This is a genomic window from Pseudomonas sp. 91RF (assembly GCF_003576265.1).
In the GTDB taxonomy this organism is placed as follows: Bacteria; Pseudomonadota; Gammaproteobacteria; order Pseudomonadales; family Pseudomonadaceae; genus Aquipseudomonas; species Aquipseudomonas kribbensis.
The window spans coordinates 177,092-193,385 of sequence record NZ_QWFC01000019.1; the positions used below are offsets into that span (position 1 = coordinate 177,092).

The 16,294-nt window shown below is 61.7% G+C and carries 15 protein-coding genes; 8 read left to right on the forward strand and 7 right to left on the reverse strand.

Annotated features, from left to right (window positions below; all coding sequences use genetic code 11):
- The first annotated feature begins 54 nt into the window (after positions 1–54).
- From dinG to pdxH, 5 genes are all read left to right on the forward strand, one after another.
- Positions 55–2,199 (forward strand): ATP-dependent DNA helicase DinG, encoded by a 2,145-nt coding sequence (gene dinG / locus DXT77_RS07920; protein ID WP_085712938.1) that lies wholly within the window; start codon positions 55–57, stop codon positions 2,197–2,199.
- 95 nt (positions 2,200–2,294) lie between these two features.
- Positions 2,295–4,646 (forward strand): beta-galactosidase, encoded by a 2,352-nt coding sequence (locus DXT77_RS07925; RefSeq protein WP_119427233.1) that lies wholly within the window; start codon positions 2,295–2,297, stop codon positions 4,644–4,646.
- Positions 4,647–4,865: 219 nt separating this feature from the next.
- Positions 4,866–6,011 carry a serine hydrolase domain-containing protein gene (locus tag DXT77_RS07930; RefSeq protein ID WP_119427234.1) on the forward strand — a complete coding sequence of 382 codons (1,146 nt, stop codon included), beginning with the start codon at positions 4,866–4,868 and terminating at the stop codon, positions 6,009–6,011.
- 113 nt (positions 6,012–6,124) lie between these two features.
- Entirely contained in the window at positions 6,125–7,222 is a 1,098-nt protein-coding gene (locus DXT77_RS07935; RefSeq protein ID WP_119427235.1) for an OmpA family protein, read from the forward strand.
- A 24-nt stretch (positions 7,223–7,246) separates the two neighbouring features.
- Positions 7,247–7,894, forward strand: a complete 648-nt coding sequence (pdxH, locus tag DXT77_RS07940; protein WP_119427236.1) for a pyridoxamine 5'-phosphate oxidase — start codon at positions 7,247–7,249, stop codon at positions 7,892–7,894.
- 5 nt (positions 7,895–7,899) lie between these two features.
- On the opposite strand, the gene DXT77_RS07945 is transcribed toward pdxH, so the two are convergent.
- On the reverse strand, positions 7,900–8,136 hold the full coding sequence (locus DXT77_RS07945) for a hypothetical protein (protein WP_085712943.1): 237 nt from the start codon (positions 8,134–8,136) through the stop codon (positions 7,900–7,902).
- Between the two features lie 168 nt (positions 8,137–8,304).
- Here DXT77_RS07945 and DXT77_RS07950 point away from each other — a divergent pair, with 168 nt between their 5' ends.
- Positions 8,305–8,769, forward strand: coding sequence for a glycine zipper 2TM domain-containing protein (locus tag DXT77_RS07950; protein ID WP_065261914.1), 465 nt, complete (start codon positions 8,305–8,307; stop codon positions 8,767–8,769).
- 75 nt (positions 8,770–8,844) lie between these two features.
- On the opposite strand, the gene DXT77_RS07955 is transcribed toward DXT77_RS07950, so the two are convergent.
- The 4 genes from DXT77_RS07955 to nhaA all read right to left on the reverse strand — a co-directional run bounded on the left by DXT77_RS07955 (position 8,845) and on the right by nhaA (position 11,909).
- Entirely contained in the window at positions 8,845–9,096 is a 252-nt protein-coding gene (locus tag DXT77_RS07955; protein WP_119427237.1) for a pyocin S6 family toxin immunity protein, read from the reverse strand.
- 27 nt (positions 9,097–9,123) lie between these two features.
- The gene (locus DXT77_RS07960) at positions 9,124–9,369 is read right to left on the reverse strand and encodes a colicin E3-like toxin immunity protein (RefSeq protein WP_085712945.1); all 246 of its coding nucleotides are present in this window, start codon (positions 9,367–9,369) and stop codon (positions 9,124–9,126) included.
- A gap of 7 nt (positions 9,370–9,376) precedes the next feature.
- On the reverse strand, positions 9,377–10,600 hold the full coding sequence (locus DXT77_RS07965; protein ID WP_119427238.1) for an S-type pyocin domain-containing protein: 1,224 nt from the start codon (positions 10,598–10,600) through the stop codon (positions 9,377–9,379).
- Between the two features lie 121 nt (positions 10,601–10,721).
- On the reverse strand, positions 10,722–11,909 hold the full coding sequence (gene nhaA, locus DXT77_RS07970) for a Na+/H+ antiporter NhaA (RefSeq protein WP_119427239.1): 1,188 nt from the start codon (positions 11,907–11,909) through the stop codon (positions 10,722–10,724).
- A 246-nt stretch (positions 11,910–12,155) separates the two neighbouring features.
- Between nhaA and DXT77_RS07975 the strand changes: the two genes are divergently transcribed.
- Complete coding sequence (locus DXT77_RS07975) at positions 12,156–13,250, forward strand: PLP-dependent cysteine synthase family protein (protein ID WP_119427240.1); 1,095 nt, start codon at positions 12,156–12,158, stop codon at positions 13,248–13,250.
- A gap of 138 nt (positions 13,251–13,388) precedes the next feature.
- On the opposite strand, the gene DXT77_RS07980 is transcribed toward DXT77_RS07975, so the two are convergent.
- Positions 13,389–15,002 (reverse strand): NAD(P)/FAD-dependent oxidoreductase, encoded by a 1,614-nt coding sequence (locus DXT77_RS07980; protein ID WP_119427241.1) that lies wholly within the window; start codon positions 15,000–15,002, stop codon positions 13,389–13,391.
- Between the two features lie 95 nt (positions 15,003–15,097).
- Positions 15,098–15,751, reverse strand: coding sequence for a COG3650 family protein (locus DXT77_RS07985; RefSeq protein WP_119427242.1), 654 nt, complete (start codon positions 15,749–15,751; stop codon positions 15,098–15,100).
- A gap of 163 nt (positions 15,752–15,914) precedes the next feature.
- Here DXT77_RS07985 and DXT77_RS07990 point away from each other — a divergent pair, with 163 nt between their 5' ends.
- Complete coding sequence (locus DXT77_RS07990) at positions 15,915–16,274, forward strand: hypothetical protein (protein ID WP_119427243.1); 360 nt, start codon at positions 15,915–15,917, stop codon at positions 16,272–16,274.
- The last annotated feature ends 20 nt before the right edge of the window (positions 16,275–16,294 follow it).

Genomic DNA, 16,294 nt, shown 5'->3' on the forward strand with positions numbered 1-16,294 from the left:
CCCCCCATTCGAACCACTGAAAATTTATCCAGCGTTTTTTGCGCCCGACACTCAATGATCAGCACTGAACTCAAAACCACGATCCAGGGCGCCTACTCGCGTTTTCTAGAGGCCAAGAGCCTCAAGCCGCGTTACGGCCAGCGTCTGATGATCGCTGAAGTCGCCAAGGTCCTCGGGGATATCGACACCGACGACGAAGGCCGGCGCAGTGGCGACCCCGCGATTGTCGCGGTGGAAGCCGGCACCGGTACCGGCAAGACCGTGGCCTACAGCCTGGCCGCGATCCCCACGGCGAAACTCGCCGGCAAGCGCCTGGTGATCGCCACCGCCACCGTCGCCCTGCAGGAGCAGATCGTCTACAAGGACCTGCCCGACCTGATGCGCAACAGCGGGCTGAATTTCAGCTTTGCCTTGGCCAAGGGCCGTGGCCGCTACATGTGCCTGTCCAAGCTCGACATGCTGCTGCAGGAAGGCCACGCGCAAACCGCCACGGCGCAGCTGTTCGAAGAAGAAGGCTTCAAGATCGAGGTCGATGAGGCCAGCCAGAAGCTGTTCACCAGCATGATCGAGAAGCTCGCCGGCAATAAATGGGACGGCGACCGCGACAGCTGGCCCAACGCGCTGGAAGACGCCGACTGGGCGCGCCTGACCACCGACCACAGCCAGTGCACCAACCGTCATTGCCCGAACTTCGGCCAGTGCGCCTTCTACAAGGCCCGCGAAGGCATGGGCAAGGTCGACGTGATCGTCACCAACCACGACATGGTGCTGGCCGACCTGGCGCTGGGCGGCGGGGCAGTGTTGCCCGATCCGCGCGACACCATCTATGTGTTCGACGAAGGCCATCACCTGCCGGACAAGGCCATCGGCCACTTCGCCCATTACACGCGCCTGCGCTCCACCGCCGACTGGCTGGAAACCACCGCCAAGAATCTCACCAAACTGCTGGCCCAGCATCCGCTGCCGGGGGACCTCGGCAAGCTGATCGAGCAAGTGCCGGAGCTGGCGCGGGAGATCAAGACCCAGCAGCAATTCATGTTCACCGCCTGCGAGCAGATCGCCGATTTCAAACCCGGTGAAGACGTCGAAGGCCGCGAGCGTCCGCGCCATCGTTTCATCGGCGGGGTGATTCCCGAGCACATGCGCGAGATGGGCATCGAGCTGAAGAAAGGCTACTCACGCCTCAACGACCTGTTTACCCGCCTGACTGACCTGCTCAAGGAAGGCATGGACGGCGAGGTCAACATCGGCATCGCCAGCAACCAGGCCGAGGAATGGTATCCACTGTTCGGCAGCCTGTTGTCCCGTGCCTCCGGCAACTGGGAGCTGTGGACCGCGTTCACCGCCGAAGACCCGGAAGAGAGCCCGCCGATGGCCCGCTGGCTGACCCTGGCCGAAAGCGGTTCGCTGTTCGACATCGAGGTCAACGCCAGCCCGATCCTCGCCGCCGAAACCCTGCGCCGCAGCCTGTGGAACGTGGCCTACGGCTGTCTGGTGACCTCGGCGACGTTGACCGCACTCGGCACCTTCGACCGTTTCCGCATGCGTGCCGGCCTGCCGAAAAAAGCGGTCACTGCCGTGGTGCCGAGCCCGTTCCATCACGCCGATGCCGGTGTGTTGCGGGTGCCGGATCTGAAAGCCGATCCGCGTGATGCCGCCGCCCACACCGCCGCGATCATCCGCGATCTGCCGGAGCTGGTCGAAGGCTCGCGCGGCAGTCTGGTGCTGTTCTCTTCGCGCAAACAGATGCAGGACGTGTTCGACGGTCTCGACCGCGACTGGCGCAAGCAAGTGTTCATTCAAGGCAACCTGTCGAAACAGGAAACCCTGAACAAGCACAAGGCGCGGGTCGATGGCGGTGATTCCAGCGTGCTGTTCGGTCTCGCCAGTTTCGCCGAAGGGGTGGACTTGCCGGGTGCCTATTGCGAGCACGTGGTGATCGCCAAGATTCCGTTCTCGGTGCCGGACGATCCGGTCGAGGCCGCGCTGTCGGAGTGGATCGAAGCCCGGGGCGGCAATCCGTTCATGGAAATTTCGGTGCCCGATGCCTCGCTGAAGCTGGTTCAGGCCTGCGGCCGTCTGCTGCGCACCGAAGAAGACCGCGGCACCATCACCTTGCTGGATCGGCGACTGGTCACCCAGCGCTATGGCAAGGCGATCCTCAATGCGTTGCCTCCTTTCCGTCGTGAAATATCCTGAGACATCGGTGGGCAGTTTTGCCCGCCGCGTTGTCTATCTCTACGCCATCGCTTTTCCATTGGCCATTGCTGGTCGTTAGGGAGAAATCCGTTCTCATGATTCGTCGTTCGTTGCCTGCCCTTTTTGCCCTGGTTTTCGCTACGCCTCTGCTGGCGGCACCTGCCGGGCAGCAGACCCTGTTCAACTTTGTCCGCCCCGCCGACGTGGTGAAAGTGGCGACCGAAAACGCCGACCTGCCACAAGCCAACGCCGAACAGACCCCCGAGGGCGAAGTGTTGCGCCGGGTGACTTTCAACCCGGTGGCGCGTCCGACCCTGCGTCTGACGCCGCAGACCGGTGCCTGGGACTGGTCGCAGTCCGGCATGATGAGCCTGCGCATCCAGAGTGCGATGAACTGGGCGGTGACCGTTTACGTACAGATCCAGAGCAACGACGGCAAGACCCTGGTCAGCCGCGTCGATCTGCCGGCCGGGCCGGCGCAGACCTTGCTCGTACCGTTGACCGCGACCTCGCCGCTGAGCCAGGGCATGAAGGCCGGGCCGTTGATGCCAATGACCATCGACGGGCAGCGCATCCTGCTGGCCAGCAGTTCCGGTGAACTGGATCGCAGCCAGGTGGTATCCGTCAGCCTGTCGATGGACCAGCCGAAAGCCGCGCAAAGCCTGTTGCTGGAGCGCTTCGGCGTGCAGGACGAAGGCGAGGTGATCAAAGCCGCCTACGGCAATCTGGTGGATGCCTACGGTCAGTCGACCCGCAGCAAATGGCCGGAGAAAGTCGCCAATGACGAACAACTGAAATCCGCTGCCGCCAGGGAGCAGCAACAGCTGAAAACCTGGCTGGCCGAACGCGAGAAGTCATCGCTGGACAAGTTCGGCGGCTTGAACAAAGGCCCGACGTTCAAGGCCAGCGGCTTTTTCCGCACCGAAAAACTCGACGGTCGCTGGTATCTGGTGACGCCGGAGGGCCATCCGTTTTATTCCCTGGGCGTGAACACCATCAGCCCCGAGGTCAACCAGACCTATGTGACCGGGCGCGAGTACATGTTCGAGTCCCTGCCTAAACCCGACGAGCCACTGGCCGCTCACTTTGGTGAGGGTGACAACCGTGGCGGCAACGGGGCCGATCAGGGCCGTGGCTACGGCAACGGACGCTGGTACGACTTCTATGGCGCCAACCTGCAGCGCCTGTACGGCGAACCTTGCGCGACTCCAGCGGCGACCGAGAAAGCGCCTGCTGCGCCATGCAAGGCCGCCATCGACGAGCAGAAGTGGACCGGTCATACCCTCGACCGCCTGCAGGCGTGGGGCTTCAATACCGTCGGCAACTGGAGTGCACCGCAACTGGGCGACGCCGAGCGCGTGCCGTACACCTTGCCGTTGTCGATCGTCGGCGATTACACCAGCATCAGCACCGGCAACGACTGGTGGGGCGGCATGCCTGACCCGTTCGATCCGCGTTTCGCCATGGCCACCGAGCGCGCCGTGGCGATTGCCGCCCGGGATCACCGTGACGATCCGTGGCTGATCGGCTACTTCGCCGACAACGAACTGGCCTGGGCCGGTCCCGGTGATGATCCGAAGTCGCGTTATGCGCTGGCCTACGGCACCTTGAAAATGACCACCGACGTACCGGCCAAGCGTGCGTTCCTCAAGCAGTTGCGCGACAAATACCGCAACCAGGCGGGGCTGTCGAAGGCCTGGGGTATCGATCTGCCGGCGTGGGAATTGATGGAAGACCCGGGGTTCGAGGCACCGCTGCCGAATCCGGAGCACCCGGAAATCGAGGCGGACTTCAAATACTTCCAGAAGGTCTTCGCCGACACTTACTTCAAGACCATTTCCGATTCGCTGAAATGGCACGCGCCGAACCAGTTGCTGCTGGGCGGCCGCTTCGCCATCAGCACCCCGGAAGCGGTGGCTTCCTGCGCGCAGTATTGCGACGTGCTGAGCTTCAACATGTACACCCTGAAACCGCAGGACGGTTATGACTTCGCCGCGCTGCGCAGCCTCGACAAACCGGTGCTGATCACCGAGTTCAACTTCGGCTCCACCGATCGCGGCCCGTTCTGGGGCGGCGTGACGCCGTTGAGCAAGGAAGAAGACCGTGGCCCGGCCTACGCCAATTTCCTCAAGCAGGCGCTGAGCGAACCGTCGATTGTCGGCGTGCACTGGTTCCAGTACCTCGATCAACCGGTGACCGGGCGTCTGCTCGATGGCGAAAACGGTCACTTCGGTCTGGTGGGCGTGACTGACTTGCCATACCAAGGGTTCGTCGAAACCGTGCGCAAGAGCAATCTGGCGACCCTCGATCAGCTCGGTAAAGAAGCCGGGAAAGCCGCTGCGGCGGCGGACAAGGCCGGTCACGAGACCGAAGGCGGCCGCAAGGGCGAAGCCGGCAAAGGCGCCGGGGCCGGGCATGCGGGTGGGCATTCGGGTAATGGTCACTAAGATTTGGACCGCGTTATCGTTCTTCGCGAGCAGGCTCGCTCCCACAGGAGATCTTCAGTGATACAGAGATTCAATGTGGGAGCGAGCCTGCTCGCGAAGGCGTCAGCCGCTTCAGCGAAAATTCGGAAATAACCACCCGGCCCGCCGCTGTTTCCAAAACCCTCAAGGGCTGGAACAATGCGGGCCACTTTGTAGAGCGTTTTCGCGGGGGAGTTGCGGGTGCAGATTCAGGGACATTACGAGCTTCAATTCGAAGCGGTGCGCGAAGCCTTCGCGGCACTGTTCGACGATCCCCAGGAACGTGGCGCCGCGTTGTGCATCCGGGTCGGCGGGGAAACCGTCCTCGACCTCTGGGCCGGCACCGCCGACAAGGACGGCAGCGAAGCCTGGCACAGCGACACCATCGCCAACCTGTTCTCCTGCACCAAGACCTTCACCGCCGTCACTGCACTGCAACTGGTGGCCGAAGGCAAGTTGCAACTCGATGCGCCGGTCGCCCGTTACTGGCCGGAATTCGCGGCCGCCGGCAAGGAGTCCGTGACCCTGCGCCAATTGCTTTGCCATCAGGCTGGCCTGCCGGCCCTGCGCGAAATGCTGGCGCCTGAAGCACTGTATGACTGGCAGACCATGGTCGACGCCCTCGCGGCGGAAGCACCGTGGTGGACGCCGGGCACCGGTCACGGTTATGCCGCGATCACTTACGGCTGGCTGATCGGCGAGTTGCTGCGCCGGGCCGACGGTCGCGGGCCGGGTGAATCCATTGTGGCTCGAGTCGCCAAACCTCTGGGGCTGGATTTCCATGTCGGTCTGGCCGACGAAGAGTTTTACCGCGTCGCGCATATCGCACGGGGCAAGGGCAATGTCGGCGATGCCGCCGCCCAGCGCCTGCTGCAAGTCACGATGCGTGAACCCACCGCCATGACCACCCGAGCCTTCACCAATCCGCCGTCGGTGCTCACCAGCACCAACAAGCCGGAATGGCGGCGCATGCAGCAACCGGCGGCCAACGGCCACGGCAATGCGCGCAGCCTGGCCGGGTTCTACGCCGGTCTGCTCGACGGCAGCCTGCTGGAAAGCGAAATGCTCGACGAACTGACCCGGGAACACAGCCTCGGCGAGGACAAGACCTTGCTGACCCGCACCCGCTTCGGTCTCGGTTGCATGCTCGATCAGCCTGATGTGCCGAACGCCACCTATGGCCTCGGCCCACGGGCGTTCGGGCATCCGGGGGCGGGCGGCTCCATCGGTTTTGCTGATCCGGAGCACGATGTGGCCTTCGGATTTGTGACAAATACCCTGGGGCCGTACGTCTTGATGGATCCGCGCGCGCAGAAGCTGGCGCGGGTACTTGCCACTTGTCTGTAAAACGTTACTGGAGGTTCCAGGGCCGGAACCTCATACGGTTTTTCGATTCAAAGCGTCTGTTTATCCGGGCGAAAGTCCTCTGATAGTCCATTACTAATTTTTGTGGGTTTCCAATGTCGTCCAAACAAACTCTCGCTCTGGCCCTGTGTTTCGCGATCACCGGTTGCGCTCAGACTCCCAAGAATGACGCCGATGGCGGCAGCTGGTGGCCGTTCGGTTCCTCCGACAAGGTCGCGGCCAAGGAGCCGGCTCCAGCACCTGCCCCGGTGAAACCCGCCGCTACAGCCCCTGTCGCCAAGACCGAGAGCAGCAGCCACTGGTACTGGCCGTTCGGCTCCGACGATTCGGCCGACAAGGCCAAGGCCGACGTGAAGCCCGAAGTAAAACCGCAAGCCGCGCCTGCCGTTGTCGCCAAGGCTGATGCCGATACCGGCACCAAATGGTGGTGGCCGTTCGGCGGCAAGTCTCAGGACACCGCCAAAGCCGTGCCGATGCCTGACCCGAAAGTGACCCAGGCCTGGCTCGACGACTACGAGCCGCGCCTGCGTGAGGCGATCAAGGGCAGCAACCTGCAATTCGAGCGCCGTGAAAACGTCCTCGTGGTAACCGCGCCGGTTGAAGGCTCGTTCAACCCGAAGCGTCCGGCCATGCTGTTGCCGGTGACCCTGAGCCCGTTCACCAATATCGCCAAGATCCTCGAAGCCGACCCGAAAACCGCAGTCCTGGTGCTGGGCCACAGCGACAACGCCGGTGTCGCGGCAGACAACACCAAACTCAGCCAGGAACGTGCCCAGTCGGTGGCGGCAATCTTCCGCCTAAGCGGCTTGCAGCGTGATCGCCTGATGTTGCGCGGCATGGGCGCCGATGCCCCGCGTGCGGCCAACGACAGCGTTGAAGGCCGTGCCCTGAACCGTCGCGTCGAACTGCTGGTGACCCCGCAGAACACCATGGTCGCGCTGCTGAGCAAGTACAACATGCCGGCACCGAAGCCGGTGACCATGGTCGCTGCCCAGGACGTCAAGCCAGTCGCCAAGCCTGTAACTCCGGCACCTGCCACGAAGAAAGCTGCTGTCCCGGCCACCAAAAAGGCGCCGGCCAAGAAGGCTGCTGCCAAGGCACCCGTGAAGAAGGCCCCGGCGAAGAAAACCGCTCCAGCCAAAGCCGCCGCCAGCGACAAGAAAGTCGCGGCGACCGACGCGGCAAAACAGTGATCCGCTAACGAAAAGGAATGCGCCATGACCCAGGCTCTGGCAGATATGCGTCGTGATTACACCCGGGACGGCCTGACCGAGGCGCAAGCCCCGGCCGAGCCTTTTGCGCTGTTCCACCAGTGGTTCGCCGACGCGGTGAAAACCGAGCAGGCGCCCGTGGAGGCCAACGCCATGACCCTGGCCACGGTTGATGCGGACGGGCGTCCGCATTGCCGCATTCTGCTGCTCAAGGGCCTGGACGAGCAGGGTTTCACCTTTTTCACCAACTACGAAAGCGACAAAGGCCAGCATCTGGCCGCGAATCCGTTCGCGGCCATGACATTCTTCTGGCCGACCCTGGAGCGTCAGGTGCGCATCGAAGGGCGGGTGGTGAAGGTCACACCGCAGGAGTCCAACGCCTACTATCAGGTGCGCCCGTTGGGCAGCCGTCTGGGCGCCTGGGCCTCCCCTCAGAGCCGGGTGATCAACGGCCGGGGTGAACTGGAAGACTTGCTCAAGGCTACCGAGCAACGCTTCACCGACACCCAGCCCGACTGCCCGGAACACTGGGGCGGTTACCGTCTGCTGCCGGAGCGCATCGAGTTCTGGCAGGGGCGCGCCAGCCGCCTGCACGATCGCCTCAACTACCGTTTGCAGGGCGCCGACTGGATTCTTGAACGTCTGGCACCTTAAGCAGTCTACCGAGCGGGATAGCCTGCCGCAGCGGCCTCAAGCCACTTCGGCAGGTCCCGACGCCTGATCTTCTGTGATCGGGCTTGCGCCAGCCGTTCGAGCATGTAGGCGCGTTTGCCTTCATCCTTGCCGGCCAGCGACAATGCCAGATCGCGGTCCATCCAGCGTTTGATCCGCACGTACAACCACCAGTGGAAGTACAAACCGGCGACGGTTGTGACGACAATGATGAAGTAATCCATGAAAATCCTTGGGGTCGGCGGCGCAAGCTCTGTATTTTGGCGCTACTGTTGGGTGAGTTCGTGGAGGCCCTGTACCGGGCCTGAATGAAACCAAATTTATCCGGGCGGCGCCGTGACAGGCGTCAAGCTGCGGAGTTTAATGAATACCTGTCCTTTGGAGTTGATCCTATGCGTAAGTCTGTTCTGCTGGTTGCTTCCTTTTCCACGATGGCGATGTTGCTTGCCGGCTGCCAATCGAGCCTGACCGGTGACTCCTACTCCCGTGACGAAGCGCGTCGCGTGCAGACGATTCGCATGGGCACCATCGAATCCCTGCGTCCGGTGAAAATCGAAGGCACCAAGACCCCGATCGGCGGCGCAGCCGGTGCAGTGGTCGGCGGTGTCGGCGGCAGCGCCATCGGCGGCGGTAAAGGCAGCATCGTTGCAGCCGTTATCGGTGCCGTGGCCGGCGGCCTGATCGGTTCCGCCACCGAAGAAGGCCTGACCCGTACCCAGGGTGTTGAAATCACCGTGCGCGAAGACGACGGCAGCATGCGCGCCTACGTGCAGCAAGTGCAGGAGAACGAAGTGTTCCGCGTCGGTGAGCGCGTACGGATTTCGACTGTCGGCGGGACCAGCCGCGTTTCGCACTAAGCGGGAACGAGCGGTAAAGAAAAACCCCGATCAGGTGACTGGTCGGGTTTTTTTGTATGCCTCCGAATTGACGAATCAATATTCGGCACGGGTGCCCACAAAGTACTCCAAGTCCTTTGGGAAACTGACGTTTAAAAGATTTTCTAGCGCGGCTATCTGATCTTGATTCAACAACAACTCGCCCGGCTCGACCTCGCTAAGAGGTTTGGATTCTGAGAGCTGGGCAACTTTTTCATTCATCTCACTACCCGTGATATCCAGCTCGAATTGCAAAGAGTCGTCTTGAACTTCATCAGGGAAAAAACCGGTGATCGAAAGGTAGCGCATTAAGGTCAATCAGCCTGTCTGTCGGTGTTAGCTGTAGTCAAACGAAATTTGATAGTCGTTGGCACTTAGAGCGATTTGATGTTGAAAGTACGGCTGAATGGTCGCAACCCACTCTTCTACGACATTGAAGCTGCCATTATTGATGTTGCCCTCCACAGGAATGCCTAAGGCATTCAGTACTGATTCATCATCCCCCAGATCTTTCGACGACTCCTCGCCTTGGAATTGCTGGGTTGCTGTGTCGTACCACTCCAGTCTTAGTTCCAGTCCCATCTCGTCCTCACAGATATCTTTTTTTGATGCTTCTTTTTTTTATAGGCCCTTCGCGCTGCTCACCTGTGTAGGGATCGAAGGCTCCGAGGTGAGTTCCATCGCTTCGGTACATTTCTAACTCTCCATGTCTTGAGTCCCATTCGTAAATTGTCTTTCCTTTAGCATCAGTCCAGCGCTTACGAAGTCCTCCTCCACCCTGAACCGGATTCATGTCTTTAACTTTTTTCAGGTCTGGAAATGCGGTGATTTGGTCGGTCTTCGGCGGTTTATGGTAGCTATGGCCTGCGGGTGCCAAGCCTTTGCGTGATGTGTTCAGTACAACGTATAACGGTTTTACCCCCGAACTTGCCGGAAAAACCAATATGAAATCCCGATACTCCGGCGGATAAACCGGATTCACCAGAATCCCGTCCGCCGCTTTCGTCGGCGGATACACCCAGATATGCGGTGCCTGCGGGGCGGCTTCCAGTGCGGGGATGCCGAGGATGTCGGAGCCGTCCACGGCGGGCGTCCAGATCAGTTCGATGCCTTCGCCGAGGTCTGCGATAAACCGGTTACCGCGTGCGGTGAACTGCGCGACATCGACCATTTCCCAGTCGCGGTTCTTGCCGGTGTAGAAGCCGTAACCCTTGAGGCTGCCGTCGGCCTGTTGTTCAACGTGCAAGCGCACGCGGGTGCGGGCCTGTTTGAGGGCGAGCAACTGGTCTTCGGTGTAGAGGGCGCTGTCGCCCAGGTTCGATGGCATGAACATCGCCACCAACCCGACCAGCGGGGCCACGACGGCGGCGGAGGCCATTGCGGGCAATGCCTTGAACGCCTCACCGGCGAGAGCAAAGGTGCCCAGGCCAGCAGGAATGGCGGTGCCGCTGATTTTTTTGAGTGCAACGCCGCCGCTGTCATCGGCTTCACGTCCGCCGAGCAGGATCAGATCGCCGTAATCTTTCAGGCTGTCCGTCGGCACCATCCCCGAAGGGTTCGAGTAATCGATGATCGCGTCCGGCAACTTGCAGGACTTGGCGAATGTGCAGCCGGCGCGTACCGGCTCAGGCTTGTTCGCCGCGACCTCGCGACTGCGCTCGAAGGCGTCCTGCCGCGCCAGCATGGCGTCGTACTTGTTTTGTCGCTCGTCCTGATCGGCCAGTTCGGTGGCCGTCAGGTAGCGGTAGGTGACGTGATGGCCGTCGCCTGCCGGTGGGTTGGGAACCCGGGGAATGTCCTTTTGACCAGCCACTGATTGTCCTTTCGTTCATGCATCGGCAGCCCCTCGAAAGGGGATGCACGACGTTAACGAAGCAGGAAAATCGTGGCTGTAGGACGCGTCTCTAAAGACGTGGGGATTGTTCGTTACGGCATCAGGCAGGCAGCGCGGTGTTCTTTCTGCTCGCGGCCAAGGTCACCGCATAACCGATCAATGCGGCGAACACCGAGCCGGTGAGAATGCCCATCCGGTCCATCCCGGCGTATTCACTGGCACCCGGCACGAAGGCCAGCGAGCCGACAAACAGGCTCATGGTGAAGCCGATCCCGCAGAGGATCGCCACGCCCAGCACCTGACCCCAATTGGCGTTCTGGGGCAGGGCGGCGATGCCGGTTTTCACGGCGAGCCAGGTCAGGCCGAACACGCCGATGGTCTTGCCCAGCAGCAGGCCGACGGCGATGCCCATCGGTACGTGGTGGGTGAAGCTTTCGGCGGTCACACCGGTCAGCGACAAACCGGCGTTGGCGAAGGCGAACAGCGGCAGGATGCCGTAGGCCACCCATGGGTGCAGCGCATGTTCCAGAGTCAGCAGTGGCGAAGGCTCTGCGTTTTTCGTGCGCAGCGGGATACAGAACGCCAAGGTCACGCCGGCCAGCGTCGCGTGGACACCGCTCTTGAGCACGCAGACCCACAGGATCAGGCCGATGATCATGTACGGCCCGAGCTTGACCACCCCGAGCCGGTTCATCGCCACCAGCGCCGCAATGCACGCCGCCGCAAGGCCCAGCGACAGGGTCGAGAGTTCGCCGGAATAGAAAATCGCGATGATCACGATGGCGCCAAGGTCGTCGATGATCGCCAGGGTCATCAGGAACAGCTTCAGCGACACCGGCACCCGCTTGCCGAGCAAGGCCAGCACGCCGAGGGCGAAGGCGATGTCGGTGGCGGTGGGAATCGCCCAGCCATCGAGGGCGGCCGGGTTGTCGCGGTTGAGGAACCAGTAGATCAGCGCCGGCACCAGCATGCCGCCGATGGCCGCTGCGCCGGGCAGGACGATCTGCGACGGTTTCGACAGCTGGCCGTCGAGCACTTCGCGCTTCACTTCCAGGCCGATGAGCAGGAAGAACAGCGCCATCAGGCCGTCGTTGATCCACAGCAGCAGGGGTTTGGCGATTTTCAACGCGCCGATCTGCGCGACTACCGGCGTGTCGAGCAGGCCGGTGTACAGCCACGACAGCGGCGAGTTGTTGATGATTAGAGCCAGGATGGCCGCGGCGATCAGTAACAGACCGCTGGCAGCTTCCAACTGAAAGAAACGCGTGAAAGTGCTACGCAGAGGCAAGGTCGCTCTCCATCGATAAAGTCAAAAGGTGGGACACCCTAACCCGTACTGTTAGTTGTTAAAACAAAAGTTATATTCTTTTTTGTTATATATGGTTACAAGGCGCCTGCCAGACCTGCAGCAGAGCCTAGCAGTTGCCAAAGGTATTGAAGCTCAGCTGTATCTGTCAGTGCAGCAGGATTTTTCCTAAGCTTGGGGGCTAAGCCTGTGAAGGCACTTCTGCCCGATTCAACGAGAACAACAGCCATGAGCGACAACCGACAGTGGGCCCGCGAAGCCATCCGGATCATCGAAGCGGACTTCCAGCGCAGCGCCGACACGCACCTGATCCCCTTGCCGCTGCCGGGGTTTCCGGGCATCGAGTTGTATTTCAAGGACGAATCCAGCCATCCCACCGGCAGCCTCAAGCATCGGCTGGCCCGTTCGCTGTTTCTCTATGCCTTGTGTAACGGCTGGCTCAAGCCCGGCGCGCCGGTGATCGAGGCGTCCAGTGGTTCGACGGCAATTTCCGAAGCGTACTTTGCACGGATGCTCGGGCTGCCGTTCATTGCGGTGATGCCGGCAACCACCTCCAAGGAGAAGATCGCCCAGATCGCTTTCTATGGTGGCAAGAGCCATCTGGTGGACGATCCGACCCAGATCTACGCCGAATCCGAACGTCTGGCCCGCGAACACGACGGGCACTTCATCGACCAGTTCACCTATGCCGAGCGCGCCACCGACTGGCGGGCGAACAACAACATCGCCGAGTCGATCTTCCAGCAGATGCGCTACGAGCAGCATCCATGCCCGGCGTGGCTGATTTCCAGCCCCGGCACCGGCGGCACCACTGCGACCCTCGGTCGTTACGTGCGCTATCGCCAGCACTGCACCCGGGTGCTGTGTGCCGATGCCGAGCGTTCGGTGTTCTTCGACTTTTACCAGACCGGCGATGCCAGCCTGCGTCTGGACCACGGTTCGCGGATCGAAGGTATCGGCCGGCCAAGGGTGGAGGCATCGTTCCTGCCCAAGGTGATCGATGCGATGGTCAAGGTGCCGGATGCCTTGTCGCTGGCGGCCATGCATTACCTGGCTCAGCGTCTGGGCCGGCATGTCGGTGGGTCGAGCGGCACCAACCTGATCGGCGCATTGATGGCGGCGCAGCAGATGAAAGCGGCGGGGGAGTCGGGGTCGATCGTGGCGATCCTGTGCGATGGCGGCGAGCGCTACGCGGACACCTATTACGATCCGGCGTGGCTCAAGGCGCAGGGCTACGAACTGGAAGGATTGATGGCGGCTGTGGCGGCGAGTGCCGAACGGGGTGAGGCGCTACCTGCCTCGGTCCTGCGCGCCAATATCTGACGCCAAAAGCTGAAACCAATGTGGGAGCGAGCCTGCTCGCGATAGCGGTTTGACCTTCAACAGAAATGTTGACTGGTCTACCGCAATCGCGAGCAGGCTCGCTCCCACAGGGGGGTGTGTCACTTCAAAGCTTGTTTATCAGGCATCGAGGCCCAGGATGTCACGCGCCACAGCCTCCGCAATCCGGATCCCGTCAACGCCCGCCGACAGAATCCCGCCCGCATAACCCGCGCCTTCACCGGCCGGGAACAGACCTTTGACGTTCATGCTCTGCAGCGACTCGTTCCGTGTAATCCGCAGCGGCGACGAAGTCCGCGTCTCGATCCCGGTCAGCACCGCATCGTGCAGCGAATAACCGCGAATCTGCTTCTCGAACGCAGGCAGCGCCTCACGGATCGCCTCGATGGCGAAGTCCGGCAGCGCCAGGGCCAGATCGCCCAGCGCCACGCCCGGCTTGTACGAAGGCTCAACCTCGCCCAGCTCTGTGGACGGCGTGCCGTTGATGAAGTCGCCGACCAGTTGCGCCGGCGCCTTGTAATCGCTGCCGCCGAGGATGAAGGCGTGGGACTCCAGACGTTCTTGCAACTCGATCCCGGCCAGCGGACCGCCCGGATAATCGACTTCCGGGGTGATGCCGACGACGATGCCGGAGTTGGCGTTGCGCTCGTTACGCGAGTACTGGCTCATGCCGTTGGTGACCACGCGGTTCGGCTCGGAAGTCGCCGCCACCACGGTGCCGCCCGGGCACATGCAGAAGCTGTAGACCGAACGGCCGTTCTTGGCGTGGTGCACCAGCTTGTAGTCGGCAGCTCCCAACTTGGGGTGACCGGCGTATTTGCCCAGTCGTGCACGGTCGATCAGCGATTGCGGGTGCTCGATGCGGAAACCCACCGAAAACGGCTTGGCTTCCATGAACACGCCACGGCTGTGGAGCATGCGGAACGTGTCACGGGCACTGTGGCCCAGTGCCAGAATCACGTGTTTCGAATGCAGGGTTTCGCCGCTGGCCAGCTCGACGCCGACCAGTTGGCCGTCTTCGATCAGCACGTCGGTGACGCGTTCCTGGAAGCGAACTTCGCCGCCCAGGGCGCGGATCTCCTCACGCATGGTTTCGACCATGCCGGTCAGACGGAACGTACCGATGTGCGGCTTGCTGACGTAGAGGATTTCTTCCGGCGCGCCGGCCTTGACGAATTCGTGCAGGACTTTGCGGCCGAGGAATTTCGGATCCTTGATCTGGCTGTACAGCTTGCCGTCGGAGAACGTGCCCGCGCCGCCTTCGCCGAACTGCACGTTGGACTCGGGGTTAAGCACGCTTTTGCGCCACAGGCCCCAGGTGTCCTTGGTGCGCTGACGCACTTCGGTGCCGCGTTCGAGGATGATCGGCTTGAAGCCCATCTGCGCAAGCAACAGGCCGGCGAAGATCCCGCACGGGCCGAAACCGACCACGATCGGGCGCTGGCTCAGGTCGCTCGGCGCCTGGCCGACGAATTTGTAGCTGACATCCGGCGCCACGTTGACGTTGCGGTCATCGGCGAACTTGCCCAGCACCTTGGCCTCGTCGCGCACTTCGAGGTCGATGGTGTAGATGAAGCACAGTTCGGAAGACTTTTTGCGCGCATCGTAGCTGCGCTTGAACAAGGTGAAGTCGAGCAGGTCATCGCTGGCGATGCCCAGGCGTTGCACGATGGCGGCGCGCAGGTCTTCGTCGGGATGGTCGATCGGCAGCTTGAGTTCAGTGATTCGTAACATGACAGGATCCGGTTCGCGGGGCGCACAACTGCGCCAGGGCGTTTGAAGGCGGCGATTATAAGCCGCAACGGCCGGATCCCGTGAGGGTAAAACGATCAGTCGTTGCGCGAACCGCCGAAATACCCGCAACCGCGCTGCACCTTGCCGTCGATGCGCAGCTCGGCACTCATGTGCTGCACGCTGCCGGTGTTGCTGTCGACGCAGCGTTGCGGCGCCACCCACAGCTCGATGCGCTGGTTGTTGGCTTCGCTGCTGAGGTTGAAACGACCGTCGCCCAATTGCTCTTCGACGTAAGGCACGGCGAGCGGTGGCTGGCCTTCGCGGTCGATGACCATGCCTTTGCCACTGACCTTGACGTTCCACTCCGGGCCATGGCCGGCGGCGCGCAGGATCAGCTGCTTGAAGTTGGGGTCGTCACAGGCAGTGCCGGAACGTTCGACGCGGTACAACTGGGTCAGGTCGAGACGGTCACCGGCGATCTTCCCGCGCACGTCGGCGAACAGCTTGCCCTGCTGATCGGCCAGGGTGGCGGCCTCTTGCAGAATGCTGGTGCCGCCGATGTCGTTGACCACGTACTGGCGCTGCTCGCCGCACGACTGGAACACCAGTTTGCCGTCGGCAGCGGTCAGTTGCCCCTGCATCCGCGTCTGGCCGACGTGGGAGGCGCTTGTCCGCGCGCCGTCGAACAACTGGCACGCAGCAAACAGAGGGAGCAGGGCAACAACGATCAAGGAACGGGCAACACGCATCTTCGGCTCTCCAGACAAGTGCCGCCACGTTACGCAGGCTGACCGCTTATCACAACCATGAGTTGGATTTGCCACGTACCGGAAACATTTGGCTTAACTTTGGAAGTCGGGACGAAGGACATTTGGCCGTACCTTGTCCGGCATTTGGATACGGGAGGTTTTTATGAACGGATCAGGCAGGGTGCTATTGGTGGTACTGGCAATGATGGCTTCATGGCCGTCGATGGCGGCTGAAATTGCTTTTTCATCAGCGGCGGATTTCTCCGAAATGAGCCTCGAGCTCAAACGAATCGATGATCCGAATCCGCATGCCGTCATGCTCAATGTCACCTTGAACCCGGATGCGCAGCATCGCCTGCAGCGGGTGACGACCGAGGGACTGCATCAACCCCTGCAGCTGTCCATCAACGGCGTTCAAGTGTCGAGCGCAACGATTCAATCGGTAATCAAAGGCCCGAGTCTGATGATAAGCGTGCCCCGCGAGGTCGCCGGCAAGCTGCTTCCGACGCTGCTGGAGCACTGAAACCTTGATGCGACGCTGAC

Excerpts from the sequence above, each read along its gene's own strand:
- dinG (WP_085712938.1), top strand. The coding sequence starts at position 55 with ATGATCAGCACTGAACTCAAAACCACGATCCAGGGCGCCTACTCGCGT.
- DXT77_RS07925 (WP_119427233.1), top strand. The coding sequence starts at position 2,295 with ATGATTCGTCGTTCGTTGCCTGCCCTTTTTGCCCTGGTTTTCGCTACG.
- DXT77_RS07935 (WP_119427235.1), top strand. The coding sequence starts at position 6,125 with ATGTCGTCCAAACAAACTCTCGCTCTGGCCCTGTGTTTCGCGATCACC.
- pdxH (WP_119427236.1), top strand. The coding sequence starts at position 7,247 with ATGACCCAGGCTCTGGCAGATATGCGTCGTGATTACACCCGGGACGGC.
- DXT77_RS07945 (WP_085712943.1), bottom strand. The coding sequence starts at position 8,136 with ATGGATTACTTCATCATTGTCGTCACAACCGTCGCCGGTTTGTACTTC.
- DXT77_RS07950 (WP_065261914.1), top strand. The coding sequence starts at position 8,305 with ATGCGTAAGTCTGTTCTGCTGGTTGCTTCCTTTTCCACGATGGCGATG.
- DXT77_RS07955 (WP_119427237.1), bottom strand. The coding sequence starts at position 9,096 with ATGCGCTACCTTTCGATCACCGGTTTTTTCCCTGATGAAGTTCAAGAC.
- DXT77_RS07960 (WP_085712945.1), bottom strand. The coding sequence starts at position 9,369 with ATGGGACTGGAACTAAGACTGGAGTGGTACGACACAGCAACCCAGCAA.
- DXT77_RS07975 (WP_119427240.1), top strand. The coding sequence starts at position 12,156 with ATGAGCGACAACCGACAGTGGGCCCGCGAAGCCATCCGGATCATCGAA.
- DXT77_RS07980 (WP_119427241.1), bottom strand. The coding sequence starts at position 15,002 with ATGTTACGAATCACTGAACTCAAGCTGCCGATCGACCATCCCGACGAA.
- DXT77_RS07985 (WP_119427242.1), bottom strand. The coding sequence starts at position 15,751 with ATGCGTGTTGCCCGTTCCTTGATCGTTGTTGCCCTGCTCCCTCTGTTT.
- DXT77_RS07990 (WP_119427243.1), top strand. The coding sequence starts at position 15,915 with ATGAACGGATCAGGCAGGGTGCTATTGGTGGTACTGGCAATGATGGCT.